20 protein-coding genes are annotated in these 17,974 nt (G+C 73.3%); 11 read left to right on the top strand and 9 right to left on the bottom strand.

All coding sequences use genetic code 11. The features are described 5' to 3' along the window. The first annotated feature begins 72 nt into the window (after positions 1-72). The gene (gene mce, locus UIS43_RS23365; RefSeq protein ID WP_013151411.1) at positions 73-651 is read left to right on the top strand and encodes a methylmalonyl-CoA epimerase; all 579 of its coding nucleotides are present in this window, start codon (positions 73-75) and stop codon (positions 649-651) included. A 378-nt stretch (positions 652-1,029) separates the two neighbouring features. Beyond that, complete coding sequence (locus UIS43_RS23360; RefSeq protein ID WP_013151410.1) at positions 1,030-2,325, top strand: DivIVA domain-containing protein; 1,296 nt, start codon at positions 1,030-1,032, stop codon at positions 2,323-2,325. Positions 2,326-2,537: 212 nt separating this feature from the next. Here UIS43_RS23360 and UIS43_RS23355 read toward each other — a convergent pair whose 3' ends face one another. The 4 genes from UIS43_RS23355 to UIS43_RS23340 form a co-directional block, all read right to left on the bottom strand. After that, a complete protein-coding gene (locus UIS43_RS23355) occupies positions 2,538-3,278 on the bottom strand; it encodes an alpha/beta hydrolase (protein WP_013151409.1) in 741 nt (246 codons plus the stop codon). Positions 3,279-3,310: 32 nt separating this feature from the next. Beyond that, on the bottom strand, positions 3,311-3,643 hold the full coding sequence (locus UIS43_RS23350) for a hypothetical protein (protein WP_013151408.1): 333 nt from the start codon (positions 3,641-3,643) through the stop codon (positions 3,311-3,313). Between the two features lie 209 nt (positions 3,644-3,852). Continuing rightward, positions 3,853-5,064 (bottom strand): 3-hydroxybutyryl-CoA dehydrogenase, encoded by a 1,212-nt coding sequence (locus tag UIS43_RS23345; protein WP_013151407.1) that lies wholly within the window; start codon positions 5,062-5,064, stop codon positions 3,853-3,855. A gap of 162 nt (positions 5,065-5,226) precedes the next feature. Continuing rightward, on the bottom strand, positions 5,227-5,613 hold the full coding sequence (locus UIS43_RS23340; protein ID WP_013151406.1) for an SCO5389 family protein: 387 nt from the start codon (positions 5,611-5,613) through the stop codon (positions 5,227-5,229). A gap of 210 nt (positions 5,614-5,823) precedes the next feature. Here UIS43_RS23340 and nucS point away from each other — a divergent pair, with 210 nt between their 5' ends. The 9 genes from nucS to UIS43_RS23295 all read left to right on the top strand — a co-directional run bounded on the left by nucS (position 5,824) and on the right by UIS43_RS23295 (position 14,587). After that, positions 5,824-6,501: an endonuclease NucS gene (gene nucS, locus UIS43_RS23335; RefSeq protein WP_013151405.1), complete on the top strand. Its 678-nt coding sequence runs from the start codon at positions 5,824-5,826 to the stop codon at positions 6,499-6,501. A gap of 188 nt (positions 6,502-6,689) precedes the next feature. Next, positions 6,690-7,595 (top strand): ABC transporter ATP-binding protein, encoded by a 906-nt coding sequence (locus UIS43_RS23330; RefSeq protein ID WP_013151404.1) that lies wholly within the window; start codon positions 6,690-6,692, stop codon positions 7,593-7,595. Then, positions 7,592-8,446: an ABC transporter permease gene (locus tag UIS43_RS23325; RefSeq protein WP_358455874.1), complete on the top strand. Its 855-nt coding sequence runs from the start codon at positions 7,592-7,594 to the stop codon at positions 8,444-8,446. Before UIS43_RS23330 ends, UIS43_RS23325 begins: the two co-directional genes overlap by 4 nt. Continuing rightward, positions 8,443-9,771: a sensor histidine kinase gene (locus UIS43_RS23320; RefSeq protein WP_370013270.1), complete on the top strand. Its 1,329-nt coding sequence runs from the start codon at positions 8,443-8,445 to the stop codon at positions 9,769-9,771. Before UIS43_RS23325 ends, UIS43_RS23320 begins: the two co-directional genes overlap by 4 nt. Beyond that, positions 9,768-10,400 (top strand): response regulator transcription factor, encoded by a 633-nt coding sequence (locus UIS43_RS23315; RefSeq protein ID WP_013151401.1) that lies wholly within the window; start codon positions 9,768-9,770, stop codon positions 10,398-10,400. Before UIS43_RS23320 ends, UIS43_RS23315 begins: the two co-directional genes overlap by 4 nt. Before the next feature lie 85 nt (positions 10,401-10,485). Next, positions 10,486-11,145, top strand: a complete 660-nt coding sequence (locus UIS43_RS23310; RefSeq protein ID WP_013151400.1) for a DUF1707 domain-containing protein — start codon at positions 10,486-10,488, stop codon at positions 11,143-11,145. A gap of 235 nt (positions 11,146-11,380) precedes the next feature. Then, entirely contained in the window at positions 11,381-12,985 is a 1,605-nt protein-coding gene (locus UIS43_RS23305; RefSeq protein WP_013151399.1) for a M28 family peptidase, read from the top strand. Between the two features lie 308 nt (positions 12,986-13,293). After that, positions 13,294-13,890 (top strand): cob(I)yrinic acid a,c-diamide adenosyltransferase, encoded by a 597-nt coding sequence (locus UIS43_RS23300; RefSeq protein ID WP_370011705.1) that lies wholly within the window; start codon positions 13,294-13,296, stop codon positions 13,888-13,890. A gap of 247 nt (positions 13,891-14,137) precedes the next feature. Further along, positions 14,138-14,587 (top strand): hypothetical protein, encoded by a 450-nt coding sequence (locus tag UIS43_RS23295; RefSeq protein WP_071621337.1) that lies wholly within the window; start codon positions 14,138-14,140, stop codon positions 14,585-14,587. 87 nt (positions 14,588-14,674) lie between these two features. Here UIS43_RS23295 and UIS43_RS23290 read toward each other — a convergent pair whose 3' ends face one another. From UIS43_RS23290 to UIS43_RS23270, 5 genes are all read right to left on the bottom strand, one after another. Then, positions 14,675-15,880, bottom strand: coding sequence for a cation:proton antiporter (locus UIS43_RS23290; RefSeq protein ID WP_117198391.1), 1,206 nt, complete (start codon positions 15,878-15,880; stop codon positions 14,675-14,677). A gap of 173 nt (positions 15,881-16,053) precedes the next feature. Next, positions 16,054-16,569 (bottom strand): hypothetical protein, encoded by a 516-nt coding sequence (locus UIS43_RS23285; RefSeq protein WP_013151395.1) that lies wholly within the window; start codon positions 16,567-16,569, stop codon positions 16,054-16,056. A gap of 83 nt (positions 16,570-16,652) precedes the next feature. Beyond that, complete coding sequence (locus UIS43_RS23280) at positions 16,653-16,964, bottom strand: MTH1187 family thiamine-binding protein (RefSeq protein WP_013151394.1); 312 nt, start codon at positions 16,962-16,964, stop codon at positions 16,653-16,655. Positions 16,965-17,008: 44 nt separating this feature from the next. After that, positions 17,009-17,491: a DUF2550 domain-containing protein gene (locus UIS43_RS23275; RefSeq protein WP_013151393.1), complete on the bottom strand. Its 483-nt coding sequence runs from the start codon at positions 17,489-17,491 to the stop codon at positions 17,009-17,011. A 27-nt stretch (positions 17,492-17,518) separates the two neighbouring features. Then, positions 17,519-17,908 carry a F0F1 ATP synthase subunit epsilon gene (locus UIS43_RS23270; protein ID WP_013151392.1) on the bottom strand — a complete coding sequence of 130 codons (390 nt, stop codon included), beginning with the start codon at positions 17,906-17,908 and terminating at the stop codon, positions 17,519-17,521. Positions 17,909-17,974: the final 66 nt, after the last annotated feature.

Genomic DNA, 17,974 nt, shown 5'->3' with positions numbered 1-17,974 from the left:
AATGCATGGGTGACGCACCTGGTCTGCAACGATACCCACACCGCCGTCAGCGATCCCCGGGAGGTTCACCCCATGAGTGACGCACCGCACTCGGCCAGCGAGTTCATCACCCCGCCCTCCTCCTCCACCCCTTCCTCCCCCTCCGCACCCGCGGCCCCGTCCTCACCCGCCGTCCCGTTCTCCGGCCTGACCCGGCTCGACCACGTGGGCATCGCCTGCCGCGACCTCGACGCCTCGGTGGCCTTCTACCGGTCCACGTACGGGTTCGAGGTGGAGCACGAGGAGGTGAACGAGGAGCAGGGCGTGCGCGAGGCCATGCTCCGGGTCAACGGCACCGACGACGGCGGCGCCACCTACCTCCAGCTGCTCGAACCCACCCGCGCGGACTCCCCGGTGGCCAAGTTCCTGGAGCGCAACGGCGAGGGCGTCCACCACGTCGCCTTCGGTACCGCGGACGTGGCCGCCACCGCGGCGGGCGTCGGCGAGAGCGGCGTGCGCGTGCTGGACGCCCGGCCTCGACGGGGGACGGCGGGGTCGAGGATCGTCTTCCTGCACCCCAAGGACTGCGGCGGCGTGCTCACCGAGCTGGTCCAGAGTGCGGATGGGGCGCACGAGGAAAGGGACGACAACCGTCCCGGAATTTCCGGATAGCGTCACGGGGGCGTTCCGGACAAGTCACAGGTTGAACGCCAGTGGCGTGGTTAGCCTCGGAGCCCACCGGAAGTTACCCGAAACCCCCTTCCCAGGTGTTCCGCGCTTGATAAAGTCGGCTAGCTGCCGGATGCGCTATTCCGGCGTTGGTCCATGTCTTGCAGTCCGGTAGCCGAGTCGGGTCGGCCGTACCGCCGTGTCAGGTGACGTGGCGCACGCGGACGATCTCGGGGCGGTCAGGGGCTCACCAGCCCGTCGTCACCCGTCCCCTCCCCCGGCTCGCGACCGGACCCGTCCCCGGGGACAGCACTGCCGCCCTCCCCGCCGTCCCCGGCCCCTTGCAAGTAGCCGTCTCGCACCCGTTCAGGATTCCGCCACATGCCGTCAAACAACATCGACACCCAGCTCAACAACATCTTCGACGAGGACAACACCCCGCACGAATTCGACGTGGTGCTGCGTGGGTATGACCGCACCCAGGTGGATGACTACGCGGCCAGCCTGCGCAACGAGCTCAAGCAGTACTCCAAGCAGGTCGAGAAGTTCAAGGCCGAGCTCAACGCCAAGAACCGCCAGCTCCAGGAGCGCGAGCGCCCCTCCTACTCCGGTCTGGGCTCGCGTATCGAGGAGCTGCTGCGCCTGGCCGAGGAGCAGGCCAACGAGCTGGTCCAGAGCGCGCAGATCGACGCCAACGACATCCGCTCGGCCGCCAAGATCGAGGCCGCCGACATGCGCGCGGCCGCCGAGTCCGAGGCCACCGAGGTGCGCGCCCTCGCCCAGCGCGAGGCCGACGAGACCCGTCAGACCGCCGAGTCCGAGGCGGAGGAGATCTCCACCACCGCCCGCCGCGAGGCCGACGAGCTCACCTCCACCACCGAGCGCGAGGTGCAGAAGAAGCGCTCCGCGGTCGACCACGAGATCGCCGAGAAGCGGGCGACCTTCGAGGGCGAGATCGCCAAGCTGCGCACCACCACCGAGCGCGAGTGCGCCCAGGCCCGCGCCGCGGCCAAGCGCGAGCGCGACGAGACCATCCAGTCGGCCAAGAGCCAGGCCGAGGAGCTGCGCAAGAACGCCGAGCGCGCCTACGCCGAGTCCGAGGCCCGGCGCACCGAGGCCGAGGACCAGTTCGAGCTCCAGCTGGCCGACCGCCGCGCCGAGGCCGAGCGCCAGGACGCCGAGCGCCTCGCCGCCGCCCAGGCCGCCACGCAGAAGATGGTCAACGAGGCCGAGGAGCGGGCCGCCAGCGCCGAGCAGCGCGCCACCAAGGCGAGCCAGCAGGCCGAGCAGACCCGCCGCGACGCCGAGAACCACGCCAAGCAGCTGGTCGGCAACGCCAAGAAGAACGCCGCCCAGATCGAGGCCGAGGCCAAGTCCAAGGCCGAGCACCAGCTCGGGGACGCCAAGTCCGAGGCCAACCGGATCATGACGGCCGCCAAGAAGGAGGTCGACGAGCTCAACCGCCAGCGCGACAGCATCCAGTCGCACCTCCAGCAGCTGCGCCAGCTGCTCGGCGGTGGCGGCCCGGCCGCCCCGGCCCCGGTTCCCGCCGCGCCGGTCGCCCCCGCTCCGGCCCCGGCCGCGATCCCGCAGGAGCCCGCTCCGGCCGCCGAGGAGACCCGGCAGCCGGTGCACTCCGGCAAGGGCGCCGACGACGAGGACTGGTGGCAGGAGTAGGGTCGCGGCCCACTCGGGGCTGACGCTCTCCCCCACGTGCGAGGACCCGCCTCCCCCGGCTGACGCCGGGGAGAGCGGGTCCTTCGTCGTGTCGGAGGCGGGACGGCGCCTCCCGCGGCGGGCCCGGGGGCCGGGCGCGGCGGCGGCACCTGACCGTCAGCGGGGAGGCCGGGGACGACAGCGGCGGCAGTGACCGTCAGGTCCGCGCGGGGCTAACCGAGGGTCTGGACGTCCTTCTCGTACGGGCCGTCCCACTCCACGGGGAGCGGGTAGGCCTCGGGGTTGACCCGCTTGACGATCTCGTCCAGCACGCGGCGCACGTAGGGCTCGCCCACCCACAGGTGTTTGGCGCCCTCCACCCCGACGACCTCGCACTGGGAGAGCGGTTCGAAGCGCTTCCTGGCCTCGTCGGGGCGCAGGTAGTCGTCGTGCTCGGGGACCAGGGCGACCACCGGCTTGCCCGTCCGCGCCCACACCTCCATGTCGGCCTCGCCTGCGCGGTGCAGCGGCGGCGACAGCAGGATCGCGCCCTTGACCTGCGGGTCGGCGCCCCACTTGAGGGCCAGCTCGGTGCCGAACGACCAGCCCAGCAGCCAGGGTTCGGGCAGTCCCTCGAACTCGGTGAACTCGATGGCGGCGAGCACGTCGTGCTTCTCGGTCTCGCCCTCGCCGAACTCGCCCTGGCTGGTGCCGTGCCGCGAACCGGTGCCGCGGGTGTTGAACCGCAGCACCGCGATGTCGGCCAGCGCGGGCAGCCGGAACGACGCCTTGCGCAGGACGTGGCTGTCCATCATGCCCTCGGCGGTGGGCAGGGGGTGCAGGCACACCAGGGTGGCCTTGGGGTCGCGGCCCTCGGGCAGGGCCAGCTCGCCGACCAGTTCCAGGCCGTCGGCGGTGTGCAGGGTGACGGGTCGTCTCACGGCGGGCAGCACCGTGGTGGCTCGGATCTCCATGGCTCCTCGTGTCCGGGGTAGGTGGCCGGGGTTCAGCGGCGGGGGGAGCGCGGCGCGCGGTGGGAGCGCCGGTCCCAGCAGGAGGAGTGCCAGTGGCGCCGGTCGTCGCCGTCACCGTAGGGGCGCCAGGCCACGACGTGCGCCATGCCGGTCGGGATCTCCTGGGCGCAGCCGGGGCAGCGGTAGACCTTGGTGGCGGCGGCGCCGGGGATGCGGCGCGTCACCCACTCGCCGTCAGGGCCGGTCTCGCGGCGCTGTCCGCCGGTGACGCGCAGCATGAGGGCGTCCTCGTCGTCGGGGGCGCCGCCGGGGGCCTTGCGGCCCCGGGCGGATGTGCGGCGGGGAGAGTTACGGCGCGGGCTCACACCGTCCAGGTTAGAAGAGGACCGGCAGTGGCCGCCGCCACAGGATCGGCGGCGGCCGTCTTCGCCTCCCCGCGCGACGGGCGGCCCGGCACGGTGGCCGGAGCGGTCCCGTGCGCCGTGGCGCTCCTGTGCCCGGCGCGGGGCCGGCGCGGAGGCGTACCGCGGACCGGGGCCCGCGCCCCGCGACGGCGACGCCTCCGCTCGGCGCGTCAGGCGTGGCAGGCGCAGCCGCCGTGGCCCTCGCCCTCCGGCGCGTCGGGCAGCTGGTCCATCAGCAGCGGGGCGGGCACCGGGATGTCGGTGAGGCCGTACTCGCCCATCGCGACCAGGGTGGTGACCACGGCTTCGGCGCCGCGCTCCTCCAGCAGTTCGGTGGGGCCCTTGGGGTAACCGCAGCCGAAGCGCATGGCGGTGTCGACGTCCCTGGCGGAGGCGTAGCCGTCGCCGACCATGCGCATGGCGTCGTCGATCTGCGGCGCGAGGAGGACCTCGCCCAGGTCCAGGGTCTCCTCCTCCTGGATCATCTGCGCGTAGCGGCCGGTGGGGCGGGGCTCGGGGGCGTCGTCGGTGCCCGCGTAGAAGCCCTGGCCGGACTTGCGGCCCAGGCGGCCCGCGGCCACCATGCGGCGCAGCAGCGGCGAGGCGGCGTAGCGCCGGTCGCGATACTCCTCCCACAGGACGTCCATGACGGCCAGGCAGATGTCGAGGCCGACCAGGTCGGCGAGGGCCAGCGGGCCCATGGGCAGGCCCGCGGCCTTCTGCACCGAGGCGTCGATCTCCTCGCGGGTGGCGACCTTGCGCTCGTACAGGCGGATCGCGTCGTTGATGTAGGGCACGAGGAGGGCGTTGGCCACGAACCCGGCGCGGTCGCCGACCGCCACGGGGGTCTTGCCGATGCGCTTGGCCACCTCGCAGACCACGTCGACGGTCTCGGCGCTGGTGGAGACCGTGGTGATGACCTCGACCAGCTTCATGACCGGGGCGGGGTTGAAGAAGTGCAGCCCCACGACCTTGTCCGCGCGGCCGGTGAGCGCGGCGATCTCGGTGACCGACAGCGAGGACGTGTTGGTGGCCAGGATCGTGCCGGGCGGGCAGATCCGGTCCAGGTCCGCGAAGACGTCCTTCTTGATGTCCATCCGTTCGGGGACGGCCTCGACGACGAAGTCCGCGTCGGCGAGGTCCTCGCGCGAGGTGGTGAACGTCAGCCGGGCGTCGATCCCGGTGCGTTCGTCCTCGGTGAGCTTGCCCTTGTCCACCGCCTTCGAGAGGGACCGGTCCACGTGGGCACGGCCGCGGTCGACGGCGGCCTGGTCGATCTCGACCCCGGTGACGTTGAACCCCGCGCGGGCGAACACCTCGGCGATACCCGCGCCCATCGCGCCGAGTCCGACGACACCGACCTTGTCAAATTCCTGCACCATACGCCCAGACTACGGGCCCGGCCGAACCGTCCCGCGCACGGGATGCCCGAGTCGGGCACTCGGTGCCATCCGGTGCGGCGGTGGCGGTGCCGCCGCACCCCGGCCGCGGCGCGGGAGCACCGCCCCTCCTGGAGGGCGCGACCACCCCTGACAGGACCGCCTCTAGCAGTCGACGAGCTCGGGCGACTGGTTGAGCAGCTGGGCGCGCGGGGAGGTGAACTCGGCGCGGGCCTCCTCGGCCCCGGGCGCGAAGAGGGCCACGCGGTGGCAATTCTGGAAGGCCAGGCGCAGGCCGAAGTGCCGCTCCACCGCGCCGCGCATGGCGTCGCTGGCGAGCAGGCGCAGCAGCTGGCCCCTCTCCTGTTCGCCGGGCGGGGGCACCTCGTTCGTCTCGAAGCCGGACTCGGCGGTCCGGGCGCCCTCGGCCAGTCCGCTGACCACCTCCCAGGCGTAGGGCAGGGAGTCCTTGATGCAGGCGATGAAGTCGGCGTCCTCGACCGGGCCGTGCTTCGCCTTCTCCAGCAGGTCGGGGGAGACCGTCAGTGACATGGGGGTCCCTTCGTCGTCGCGGGCGCGCGGATGCGCGCGCCCCTGGCGACGTTAGGGGCCCGGCCGCGCCCCGTCATGGCACCGAGGGGACAGACCTGTCTTCCCTCGGGGGCACATCCCTGTGGGTGCGGTCGCCAGCGCCGAACGGGGAGGGCGGACGATACGCGGTTGCGCCCCGCGCGTGCGGCGGAGGCGGTAACGTGACGTTTCGTGCGTCTCGTCATCGCTCGGTGCAGTGTCGACTACGTCGGCCGCCTCACCGCCCACCTGCCCATGGCTCCCCGCCTGATCCTCATCAAGGCCGACGGGAGCGTGTCCATCCACGCCGACGACCGGGCGTTCAAACCGCTGAACTGGATGAACCCGCCCTGCAAGCTGCGCGAGGAGACCGTCGCCGACGGACCCGACGTGTGGACGGTCACCCACGGCAAGTCCGGTGAGAAGCTGGTGCTGACCGTCGAGGAGGTCATGCACGACTCCTCGCACGAGCTGGGCAAGGACCCCGGCCTGCAGAAGGACGGTGTGGAGGCCCACCTCCAGGAGCTGCTGGCCGAGCACATCACCACCCTCGGCGACGGCTACACCCTCATCCGCCGCGAGTACCCCACGGCGATCGGCCCGGTGGACATCCTGTGCCGGGACGGCGCCAACGCCACCGTCGCGGTGGAGCTCAAGCGCCGCGGCGACATCGACGGCGTCGAACAGCTCACCCGCTACCTGGAACTGCTCAACCGGGACCCGCAGCTCGCGCCGGTGCGCGGCGTGTTCGCCGCCCAGGAGATCAAGCCGCAGGCCCGTGTGCTCGCCGAGGACCGCGGCATCGCCTGTGTGGTGCTGGACTACGACGAGCTGCGCGGGATCGAGCCGGACGTGCTCCGCCTGTTCTGAGCGGCCCCCTTCTCCTGACGGGCCCCGGGCGCGAGCGCGCGCCCGGGGCCCGTCCGCGTCCGCTCCGGGAGCCCCCGCTCCCGGGGCCGCCCCCTCCCTTGGTCGGGGTGGCGTCCTCCATCCGGAGGACACGGGTGCGACCCGGCGGCCGATACCCCGGGGGTCCCGCCCGCGGGAGAGTCGGTGGCATGAGCGAGACAGCGATCGAGGTCCACGGCCTCCGCAAGAAGTACGGCGACGACGAGGCCGTCGCCGGAGTCGACCTGAGCGTCCGGCGCGGCGAGGTCTTCGCCCTCCTCGGCCCCAACGGCGCGGGCAAGTCCACCACGGTCGAGATCCTGGAGGGCTTCCGTCGCCGCGACGACGGCACCGTCCGCGTACTGGGCGAGGACCCCGGCGCCGCCGGTCGCCGGTGGCGCTCGCGTATCGGGGTGGTGTGGCAGGGGGAGACGCTGATCCCCCAGCTGTCCGTGCGCGAGGTGGTCCGCCACTTCGCGGGCTACTACCCCGCCCCCCGCGACCCCGACGCGGTGGTCGACCTGGTCGGTCTGGGCGGGAAGTCCCGGGCGCGGGTCACGTCTCTGTCCGGCGGCCAGCGCCGCCGCCTGGACGTGGCCCTGGGCATCATCGGCAGGCCGGAACTGCTCTTCCTGGACGAGCCCACCACCGGCTTCGACCCCGGGGCCCGGCGCGACTTCTGGACGCTGATCGGCGACCTGGCCCGGGGCGGCACCACCATCGTCCTGACCACGCACTACCTGGAGGAGGCCGAGGCGCTCGCCGACCGCGTGTGCGTGGTCGCGCGCGGCAGGGTGCGCGCGCAGGGATCCCCCGCCACCCTGGGCGGGCGCGCCTCGGCCCGGGCCACCGTCGGCTGGACGGTCGACGGGCAGCGCCGCGAGACCCGCACCGACGAGCCCGCCCGGGTGGTGGGCGAGCTGTCCGCCCTGTTCTCCGGTGAGGTCCCGGGGTTGAGCGTGCACCGCCCCACCCTGGAGGACGTCTACCTGGGCCTGATCGGCGAGGAGGACCGGAACCGCGGGGAGGGCGACGGCAGGGACGGCCGCCCCGCCCAGAGGAAGGTGTCCGCGTGAGCACCGCGACCGACCGCACTCCCACGGACCCCGCCGTGCCGGCCCCCTCCGGACGCCTGCCCGGCGCGCTGCGCGTCGGGCTGTCCCGGGGCTGGCTGGAGATCCGCGAGTTCACGCACGAGTGGGAGAGCGTGATCTTCACCTTCTCCCTGCCCGCGCTGATCCTGGTCATGTTCTCGTCGATCTTCGACGGCATGTTCGACATGGGCATGCCCGCCGTGGACTACTACCTGCCGGGCCTGGTGGCGATGGGCCTGATGTCGGTCAGCTTCCAGCAGCTGGGCCTGGGCATCGCCAACGAGCGCGAGCGGGGCGGTCTGCGCCGCCTGCGCGGCACGCCGATGCCCCCGACCGCCTACTTCGTCGGCAAGACCGTGGTGGTGCTGTTCCTGGCCCTGGGCCAGCTGGTCCTGCTGCTGGGCGTGGCCGTCCTGGCCTTCGGGGCGCGCATGCCCGACGGGCCCGCCGCCTGGGCGACGCTCGGGTGGGTGTTCGTGCTGGGCACCGTCTCCTGCTCGCTGCTGGGCATCGCGGTCAGCTCCCTGGCCCGCAACGTCCGCTCCGCCTCCGGCATCGTGGTCGTGCCCTTCCTGATCCTGCAGTTCATCTCGGGGATCTTCGTGCCCGTCGTCGCCCTGCCCGACTGGGTGCTCGACGCCGCCGCGCTCTTCCCGCTGATGTGGATGGCGCAGGGCCTGCGCGCGGCGTTCTTCCCCGCCGAGATGGCCGCCCTCGAACCCGGCGGTTCGTGGGACCTGTCCGGGGTCGCCCTCGCGCTGGGCGTGTGGTGTGTGGTGGGCTTGGCGCTGGTACTGCTGACGTTCCGGTGGAAGACGCGGAAGGACGGGTGATCGCCGTGGCCGCACGGGCTCCGGGGGGCGGCCACGCCACGCCCGCGCCGTCCCCCGGGCCCGGCGGCGCCCCGTCCGGGGAAGGCGCCCCGGCCGGGGAGGAGGGGCGCGACGAACGGCACGCCTGGGACCTGGGCGTGTGGTGGGACGTGTACTTCACCTCCGTGATGGCCGCCATGGCGGCCATCGCACTGGTCACCAGCGACCCCTTCTGGCGGTGGCCGCTCGTGGGGCTCATGGCCGCGGTGACGGCCGTGTACTACCTGTTCGCCAGGCGGTTGGTGATGCGCGAGGAGCGGATCCGCCCGGCGGTCCTCATGGCCGTCCTGCTCGTGCTGTGCCTGCCCGCGGTGACGGTCAACCCCGCCCTGACCTTCCTGGTCGTGGCGGTGGCCCCGCTGTGCTTCATCACCTCCCCGGTCCCGGCCGCCGTCTCGACGGTAGGCGCGATCCTGCTGGTCCCGATGCCGCTGCGCGGCCTGCTCGGGCTGAGCGAGTGGGACGACATCGCCGTCAACCTCCTGATCAACGGCGTGATGGTGGGCTACACGCTGTGGTTCGGCGGCTGGCTGGGACGGATCATCGAGCAGAGCTACGAGCGGGCCAACCTGATCAGGGAACTGCGCGAGAGCCGCCTGGAGGTCGTGCGGCTGTCGGAGGAGACCGGGGCCATGGCCGAGCGCGAGCGCCTGGCCCGCGAGGTGCACGACACCCTGGCCCAGGGCTTCACCAGCATCGTCGCGCTGACCCAGGCGGTGGAGTCGGAGATGGACTCCGACCCGGAGCTGGCCCGGCGCCACCTCGCCCTGATGCGCGAGACCGCCGCCGAGAACCTCGCCGAGGCGCGGGCCATGGTGGCCGCCCGCCAGCCGGTGGGCCTGGACAGCCAGACCCTGGAGGCCGCCCTGGACAGGATCGCCTCCCGGCTGGGCGGCGAGCTCGGCGTCCCCGTGGACACCGAGGTGCTCGGCGCCCCGGCCGCCCTGTCCAACGACCTGCAGATCTGTCTGCTGCGCACCGCGCAGGAGGCCCTGGCCAACGTCCGCAGGCACGCCCGGGCCGGGCACGTGCGGGTGGCCCTGGAGTACACGCGGGCCCCCGACGGGAGCCCCGGTCCGGTGGAGCTGACCGTCGCCGACGACGGCGTCGGCTTCGACCCCGGGCGGACCGCGCCCGGGAACGGGCTGGCGAACATGCGGCGCCGGGCCGACGACGCCGGAGGCGCCGTGGAGGTCGGCAGCGCCCCCGGGCGCGGCACCCGCGTCCGGATGTCGCTGCCCCTGCCCCCGCAGACCCCCCGAGGCGACGAGGAGTGCGCACCGTGATCCGTGTCCTGCTGGTCGACGACCACCCGGTGGTCCGCGAGGGTATCCGCGGCATGCTCGCCGCCGAGGCCGACCTCACCGTCGTGGGCGAGGCCGCCTCCGGCCCCGAGGCGGTCGTGCGGACGGCCGAACTGGAGCCGGACGTGGTGCTGATGGACCTGCGCATGCCCGGTGGAGACGGCGTGGAGGCCACCGGGCGCATCAGCGCCGAGCGGCCCGGCGCGCACGTGCTGGTGCTCACCACCTACGACACCGACGCCGACATCCTGCGCGCGGTGGAGGCGGGCGCCACCGGGTACCTGCTCAAGGACACCCCGCGCGCGGAGCTGGCCGAGGCCGTGCGCGCCGCGGCGCGCGGGGAGACCGTCCTGACCGGACGGCTGGCGGGCAGGCTGTTCACCGGCATGCGCCGGCGCGGAGAGCCCGCCGCCGTGCTGTCGCCCCGCGAGGTGGAGGTGCTGCGCCTGGCCTCCGAGGGGCGCACCAACGCGGCGATCGGGCGAGCCCTGCACATCAGTCCGACCACGGTCAAGACCCACCTGATGCGGGTCTACGACAAGCTCGGCGTGGGCGACCGGACGTCGGCGGTGAGCCAGGCGATCCGACGCGGGCTGCTCCCCGAGGACTGACCCCGGGCCGCGGTGCCGGGTCTCGGGGATCTCTGGGGGATTTTCCCCGATGCGGCACACCGCGCGGCGCCGGGAGAATGGTTCTATGGTGGAAGCAATGAGCGAGATCACTCCCCCCGAGCGCGGTCGGATGCGCGCCTCCGACGCCGACCGCGACTCCGTCGCGCACCGCCTGCGTGAAGCCCTCGCCGAGGGGCGCCTGGACCCGGACGAGCACAGCGAGCGGCTCGACGCGGTCTACCGGGCCAAGACCGTCGGCGAGCTGGTCCCCCTCACCGAGGACCTCCCGGCGCCGAACGCTCCCGGCGCCTCCGTGGCCCCCACCGACTTCCGTTCGCCCCGGCCGCTCTACGGCGGCGGCCGGGTCGTGGACCAGGAACCCACCAGCCGGGCCGCGGTCGTCGTCCTGGGTGGTGCCGCCCGGTCGGGCAACTGGGTCGTGCCGGGCGCCTTCACCGCCTTCGCGGCGCTGGGCGGGATCGACCTGGACCTGCGCGAGGCCCGGTTCACCCAGCGCGAGACCACCATCTGGGTCTGCGCCGTCATGGGCGGGGTGGGCATCACCGTGCCCGACGACGTGCAGGTGCGGGTGCACGGCCTGCCGCTCATGGGAGGCTTCGGCGTCTCCGAGAACACCCCCAGCGTGGTGGACCCGGACGCGCCGATCGTGCACGTGCGGGGCATCGCCGTGATGGGCGGGGTGGGCGTCGAGTACAAGCCGCGCAAACACCAGGACGAGGAGTAGGCCCGCCTCCCCGGGCGGGCACGGGTCGACGAGACGTTCTGCTCACGCGGGGCCGTCCATGGAACCACACTGCCACCCCATGCGTAAGGTCTGTGGCTGATTGTGGCAATTGTGGCCATCGGTCCTTGCCCGGAGCACCTCCGCGGTGTCAGGCTGCACCGGTACTTCGCCTACCCAAGGTGTCCATCCCCCGACTCCCAGGAGCGGTGGACCCCCGCACTCCGGAGGAAGATCCTTGCGCACCAGTTCCGAAGGGAAGCCGCCGCGCGGAGCGGCCGCCCCCGCCTCCCGGCGCCGCGCCGCCACGGCCGGCGCCGCGGCCGTGCTGATGGCCGTCGCCGCCCTGGCGTCCTCCCCCGCCCACGCCGAACCCGGGCCGCCCGGGCACGCCGGGCCCCCGGACCACTCCGGAGCCCCCGGGCACGCGGGGCCGCCCGCGCACGCGGGCAGGCCGGGCGAGGACCCGCCGCTGTCGGAGCGGGTGAGTGCGGAGGCCATCCGCGAGCACCTGGAGAACCTCGACACCATCGCCGAGTACAACGGCGGCAACCGGGCCACGAACACCCCCGGCTACGACGTCGCCGCCCTCTACATCGAGGACCAGCTGGAGCGCGCCGGGTACGAGCCCTACCGGCACGAGTACGAGTACGAGCTGTGGCGGGAGAACTCCCCGGCCGTCCTCGCCCAGACCGCGCCGGAGCAGGTCGCCTACGAGGCCGAGACCGACTACGCGACCATGAGCTACTCCGGCTCGGGCGACGTCACCGCCCCGGCGGTGGCCGTCAACGCCGACAGCGCCGCGAGCGGCTGCTCCCCCGACGACTTCGCCGACTTCCCCGAGGGCGCGGTCGCGATCACCGTGCGCGGCACCTGCCCGTTCTCGGACAAGGTGGACAACGCCGCCGCCGCGGGGGCCGCGGCCGCCCTGGTGGTCAACAACGAGGACGAGGTCTTCCTGGGCACCGTGGGCGAGCACTCGGCCATCCCCGCCCTGGGCGTGTCCGGAACGCTGGGCGCGGAGCTGCTGGCCGCCGAGGGCCTGGAGCTGCGGGTGAGCGTGGACGCCGAGGTCAGCAACGAGACCTCCTACAGCGTCCTGGCCGAGACCCCGGGCGGCCGGGACGACAACGTGGTGGTCGTGGGCGGCCACCTGGACAGCGTCGAGGACGGCCCCGGCATCAACGACAACGGCAGCGGCGCGGCCTTCCTGCTGGAGACCGCCATCCAGCTGGCCGAGCAGGAGGAGCCCGACAACAAGGTGCGGTTCGCCTTCTGGGGCACCGAGGAGGAGGGCCTGGTCGGTTCCACCCGGTACGTGGAGGACCTGACCGCGCAGGAGGTCGAGGACATCGCCCTCTACCTCAACTTCGACATGATCGGCTCGCACAACTACGGCCGGTTCGTGCTGGACGGCCGGATGGAGCTGCCCGGGTCCGTGGCCGCCCCGTCGGGCTCCGGCGCGATCGCGAAGGTCTTCGAGGACTACTTCGCCGCCCAGGACCAGGTCAGCGAGCCCGGCGTGCTGAGCGGGCGCAGCGACTACCAGGCCTTCATGACCGCGGGCATCCCGTCGGGCGGCCTGTTCAGCGGCGCCGACGGCGTCAAGACCGAGGAGCAGGTCGAGTGGTACGGCGGTACGGCGGGCGAGCAGTTCGACCCGTACTACCACACCGCCGACGACACCATGGAGCACATCAACTGGGACTCGGTGGCCGAGCTGTCGGCGGCCGGTGCGCACGGCGTGGAGTTCTTCGCCGAGAGCACCCTGCCGGTGAACGGTGTGCTGCGCACGACGGCCGCGCCCGACTTCCCGCGCCTGGGCGACGGCTGGCTCAGGTAGTCCGCGCACGATCCGTGTGAGGGGCGTACGCCCCCCGCGCAACAGGGCGGGCGGCGTGAACCCCCCGGTTCCACGCCGCCCGCCGCGGTGTCTCCCCCTCCGCGGTTCCCGGATGACCCCCTCTCGCATCCGGGTACCGCACATGGACACCACGGGCAACTACTTTCGGTAGCTCCCTGGCTCCCCAATGTATCAGTGAGTTGCATCACCTTCACGCGCTGATATGGAACAGTTATCCTCCGTCACGCCAGGTGCTCCGGCCCACCGCAGCACCCGCCGGAGCGCGGCCGAACCCTAGGGTGGAGGGCATGACCAAACGGGACACCGACAAGCCGGTCGTGCTGTCGAAGATCTACACGCGCACCGGCGACTCCGGGACGACGGCGCTCGGCGACATGAGCCGGACCGGCAAGAACGACACGCGCCTGGTGGGCTACGCCGACACCGAGGAGGCCAACGCCGCGATCGGCACCGCCCTGGCGCTGGGCGAGCTGCCCGACGACGTCCGGGACCTGCTCGGACGGATCCAGAACGAGCTGTTCGACCTGGGCGCCGACCTGTCCACGCCGATCGTGCCCGACCCGGAGTACCCGCCGCTGCGGGTCCTGACCGAGTACGTCACCCGGCTGGAGGAGGCCTGCGACGCCTACAACGCCGACCTGCCCACCCTGCGCAGCTTCATCCTGCCCGGGGGCTCCCCCACCGTGGCGCTCATGCACACCGCCCGGATCGTGGTCCGGCGGGCCGAACGCAGCGTGTGGGCGGCCGTCGAGGAGCACGGCGAGACCGTCAACCCGCTCACCGCCCAGTACCTCAACCGGCTCTCCGACCTGCTGTTCATCCTCGGCCGGTACGTCGCCCGGGAGGGCGACGAGGTCCTGTGGAAGCCCGGCGGCGAACGCTGACGCCCGCTGCCCGCCGCGGCCTCCGGGCCGCGCCCGGCCGCCCGTCCGCACCCCGAGGGGTCCCGCTCCGCGTGAACGAGACCCCTTCGCGCTCCCCACGCCGCCCCGGGCCGCCCGCGCCCCGGAACGCCGTCCCAGTGGGCGTCCGCGACCTGCGCGGACGGAAATCGTCCGGTGGGACGCGTGTCTTCGGCCGGACTGGGGTTATGGGTTCTGGACACGGGAACGGACGAAGGAAGGAACGCAGATGACCACCGGAGCCAGACCGGCGACCGTCACCGCGGTCTTCGTGCTGCTGGTCCTGATCGCGGTCTACCAGATCATCATGAGCCTGATGGCCCTCGTCGGCGCCACCGCCATGGCCACCGTCCCGATGATCGCCGAGGGCGCTCAGGTGCCCGTCTGGGCCGTGCTGACCGGCGCGGCCGTCGGCCTGGTCTACGGCGCGCTGTCGGCCGTCCTGGCCGTCATGGTCAACCGGAACCGCGGCGGCGTGCGCACCTCGGTGACCGCGGTCAACGCGGTCTACGCCGTCGTGATCCTGGCCCTGCTGCTCACCCCGGTCAGCGGGGTCCCCGAGATCGTCGCGGCGCTCTTCGCCGTCACCGTGGCGGTCCTGGCCAACACCGCGACCGCCAGGGAGTACTTCTCCGGCGCCGCGGTCCCGTCCGGACACGCCCACCCGCAGGTCGGCTGACCGCCCCCTGACCGCGCCCGGCCCGGCACCCTCCCACGGGCCGGGCGCGCCCCCGTCCGCACCGTTCGGTCGGCCCGGCGGCAGGGGCTAACGCTCCGCCTCCCCCGCCGCGGTCCGGGAGCGGCGCAGCAGGGCACCGCCCACCTGGGGCAGGACGAGCACGCTCAGCACGCCCGCGCCCAGGAGCGCGGCGGCGGTGGCGCCGTCGAGGGCGCCCGTGTCGGTCCCGATCGTCGCCAGGACCGCGATCAGGGGCAGCGCGGTCGCCGAGAACAGCGCCAGGGGGAGCCGCTGGCGCCCGGGGACGTCGCCCCGCGACAGCAGGTACTCGGGGCCGCCCCGCACGACCAGGAAGGCCGCCAGCAGCAGGGGGACCAGCAGCAGCGCCACCGGGTCGGCCAGCAGGGCCGACAGGTCGAAGCGCACCCCCGTCACCACGAAGAACACCGGTATCAGGAAGCCGAAACCGACGGCGTCCATCTTCGACTCCACCCGCTCGACCGAGCCCGGATGGTGGGTGGTGAACATCAGCCGCACGATGATCCCCGCCGCGAAGGCGCCCAGCAGCGCGTCCAGCCGCAGGCTCGCCGCCAGCCACACGAACAGCACGATCACCAGGATGCACAGGCGCACGGCCACCTGGGTGCTGGAGCCGAGGGTGGCCCGGATGAGCCGCGTCAGCCGCTCCGAGGGCGGACGGGTCGCGCGCCAGGCCGAGAGACCAGCGAGGACGAAGAACCCGACCAGCAGCAGCGTCGCCTCCAACGGGCGGTAACCGCTGAGCAGCAGGGTGATCAGCACGATCGGCCCGAACTCCCCCATCGTCCCGGACGCCATGAAACGGGCACCGAAGGCGCCCTCCAGCCCCCCGGAGTCCCGCAGGATGGGCAGCACCGTGCCCAGCGCGGTGGTGATCAGGGCCAGGCCGATGATCAGGGCCGTCTGGGAGGCGCCGAACAGGGCCCACCCCGTCCCCAGCCCGAGGGCGACCGAGCACAGCCAGGCCAGCGCCGCCCGTCGCAGCGGCCTGCCCCTGATCCGCGCGAAGTCGACCTCGTACCCGGCCATGAACATGAGCAGCGCGAGCCCGAGGTCGGCAAGCATCGCCACCGTCTCGGTCTCGCGGACCAGCCCGAGGAGGGAGGGCCCCAGGACGATGCCGAAGACGATCTCCAGCACGACCGAGGGGACGACCACGAACGCGGCCAGCCGGTCGGTGACCAGCGGGGCGAGGAAGGCCGCCATGAGGATCAGGAGCAGCATGCCCAGTGTCTGCGCGGCGTCGCCTTCCATGTCCCCCCCGTTCCGCGGAGCGGGGCCGCTCCGGCCGTGGGCACACTATGCGCGGTCGGCGCGGCACGGCGGCAGACACGCGGGCACGGGAGGCACACACGCGGCGCGGCCGCGGCCCGGGGCCGGGAGGGCGGGGGCGCCGGACACTCCGGGACGAGGGCGGCCCCGGCCCCTCAGCACTCGGGCGGGAACTCCTCCTCCGGGACGAACTCCGCCTCGGCCGACCCCCCGGCGGCGGCGTACACGCCCTGCTCCTCGGCCAGCACCCCGGTCGTGAACGCGACCGTGCCGATGTCGTGCTCGGTCTCCTCGCCCGGCGGGGCCTCCCGCGAGCCGATTCCGACCGTGTACTCCTCCCCCTCCGACTCCGGGACCAGACGGTAGACCTGCCGTCCGTCGCCGTCGGTGATCCGCCAGGCGTCACCGGGGGCGGCCAGGTCCACCTCGGTCCGGTTGCCGTCGAAGTCGCGGGTGGCGATCAGGTGGATCCGCTGTCCGCCGCCGGTCAGGTCGATCTGGCGGGGGGAGGCGTCACCGCACCAGGCCACGACCAGCACGGGGAACACGTGCGCGGCGGAGAAGTGGCCCGTGGCCACGGCGCCGACGTGGCCGCCCGAGGGCTGGCAGGCGGCGAGCAGGGGGACGAGGAGGGCGGGGCCCAGGAGCCGGGGAAGTCGCGAGGCGAGCATGGAACCGCATCCTGCCGTGTCCGGCCGCCCAGGGGAAGAGGACACGGGGCACGGCCGCGCCGCGCCCCGCGAAAGGCCCGGTCTCAGGCGTCGCCGAGTTCGCGTTCGACGGCCTCGACCTTGCTGCGCAAGCCGTCGGTGACGCCCTCGCGGACGTCGGCCTTGAGGGTGAGGCTGACCCGGGAGGCGCCCTCCCCCGCGGCCTGCACGGCGCGCTTGACGACGTCCATGACCTCGTCCCACTCACCCTCGACGCTGGTGAACATGGCGGAGGTCTCGTTGGGCAGTCCGCTCTCCCGGACCACCCGCACCGCGCGTGCGACGGCGGGGGCGACGGACTCACCGGTTCCGAGAGGGGCGACGGAGAAAGCGACGATCGTACTCATGTCGGCCATGCTAGGCACACGGGGGCGCGCGGGGGAACCACCCACGCGCAAACTCAGCTCTCCCAGTGCGTTCCCGGGGGCATCGACTCCAGCCACGACAGGAAGCCGGTCTGGGTGCCCTCGCCCATGGCGATCTCGTAGGCCGCCTCGCGGGGGTCGGAGCCGTCGGCGAGCAACCAGCCCACCTGGAGCACGGTGAGGTCCGCGGGCAGGCCCTCGTCCCCGGCGGGGGCGCGCCGCCCCACGACGACGAGACCGCGGCGCGACAGCCTGGCTGTCGGCCGCGGTCTGAGGGAGAAGATCGGGAACCAGCCCAGGTTCTCCGTGCCGTACCGGCCGAAGCCGATACGCCAGGACCCCCTGCGGCCCCGCGCCCCGACGGCGCGCAGGTAGCACTCCACCGCGCCGCCGCGCCGTACGAGGATCCAGCGGCGCAGGGTGACGGCGAGCGCCAGCGCCAGCAGGACGACGAGCAGGGCGAGGAACACCCACAGCGCGGACTCCCACCAGGGTGCTCCGGGCCGGAGCCGTTGCATGCCCACCACTCGTCCCGCCGTCCTACGCTAGGCGACTTCCTCGCCCGCGGCCCGCAGACGGCTGCGGGCACGGCCCAGGGCGACGTTGTCGCCGGACTCGGCCGCGCCCTTCAGCGCCGTACGCGCGCGGTCCACATCGATGTCCTCGGCGAGCTCGGCGGTCTCGGCGAGGATGGAGACGCGTCCCTCACCCGAGACCGAGACGAACCCGCCGTGCGCGGCGGCCCGGACCTCGCCGGTCTCCCGCGCGCCCAGCACGCGGACGACCGCGTCGTGGGCGAGCAGCGACAGCACCGGGACGTGCCCGGGCTGGACGCCCATCTCACCCTCGACGGTCTTCGCGATGACCATGTCGCCCTCGCCCGCCCAAATCTCACGTTCGGGCGAGACGATCTCGACGAAAAGCTTCTTCGACACTGCCACAAACTCCTCGGCTAGCGGGTGATTCGGCCGGGCCGGTCCCCGACCGCTGTCGGGGACCGG

Origin of the sequence: Nocardiopsis sp. LDBS0036 (assembly GCF_041228755.1) — a bacterium.
Lineage (GTDB): Bacteria > Actinomycetota > Actinomycetes > Streptosporangiales > Streptosporangiaceae > Nocardiopsis > Nocardiopsis dassonvillei.
Note: the sequence above shows the minus strand (reverse complement) of the source record. Positions and strands in the feature narration are given on the sequence as shown.

What these genes read in the sequence shown, in the direction of transcription:
- mce (WP_013151411.1), top strand. Translation starts at nt 73, where the DNA reads ATGAGTGACGCACCGCACTCGGCCAGCGAGTTCATCACCCCGCCCTCC.
- UIS43_RS23360 (WP_013151410.1), top strand. Translation starts at nt 1,030, where the DNA reads ATGCCGTCAAACAACATCGACACCCAGCTCAACAACATCTTCGACGAG.
- UIS43_RS23355 (WP_013151409.1), bottom strand. Translation starts at nt 3,278, where the DNA reads ATGGAGATCCGAGCCACCACGGTGCTGCCCGCCGTGAGACGACCCGTC.
- UIS43_RS23345 (WP_013151407.1), bottom strand. Translation starts at nt 5,064, where the DNA reads ATGGTGCAGGAATTTGACAAGGTCGGTGTCGTCGGACTCGGCGCGATG.
- UIS43_RS23340 (WP_013151406.1), bottom strand. Translation starts at nt 5,613, where the DNA reads ATGTCACTGACGGTCTCCCCCGACCTGCTGGAGAAGGCGAAGCACGGC.
- UIS43_RS23330 (WP_013151404.1), top strand. Translation starts at nt 6,690, where the DNA reads ATGAGCGAGACAGCGATCGAGGTCCACGGCCTCCGCAAGAAGTACGGC.
- UIS43_RS23310 (WP_013151400.1), top strand. Translation starts at nt 10,486, where the DNA reads ATGGTGGAAGCAATGAGCGAGATCACTCCCCCCGAGCGCGGTCGGATG.
- UIS43_RS23300 (WP_370011705.1), top strand. Translation starts at nt 13,294, where the DNA reads ATGACCAAACGGGACACCGACAAGCCGGTCGTGCTGTCGAAGATCTAC.
- UIS43_RS23295 (WP_071621337.1), top strand. Translation starts at nt 14,138, where the DNA reads ATGACCACCGGAGCCAGACCGGCGACCGTCACCGCGGTCTTCGTGCTG.
- UIS43_RS23290 (WP_117198391.1), bottom strand. Translation starts at nt 15,880, where the DNA reads ATGGAAGGCGACGCCGCGCAGACACTGGGCATGCTGCTCCTGATCCTC.
- UIS43_RS23285 (WP_013151395.1), bottom strand. Translation starts at nt 16,569, where the DNA reads ATGCTCGCCTCGCGACTTCCCCGGCTCCTGGGCCCCGCCCTCCTCGTC.
- UIS43_RS23280 (WP_013151394.1), bottom strand. Translation starts at nt 16,964, where the DNA reads ATGGCCGACATGAGTACGATCGTCGCTTTCTCCGTCGCCCCTCTCGGA.
- UIS43_RS23275 (WP_013151393.1), bottom strand. Translation starts at nt 17,491, where the DNA reads ATGCAACGGCTCCGGCCCGGAGCACCCTGGTGGGAGTCCGCGCTGTGG.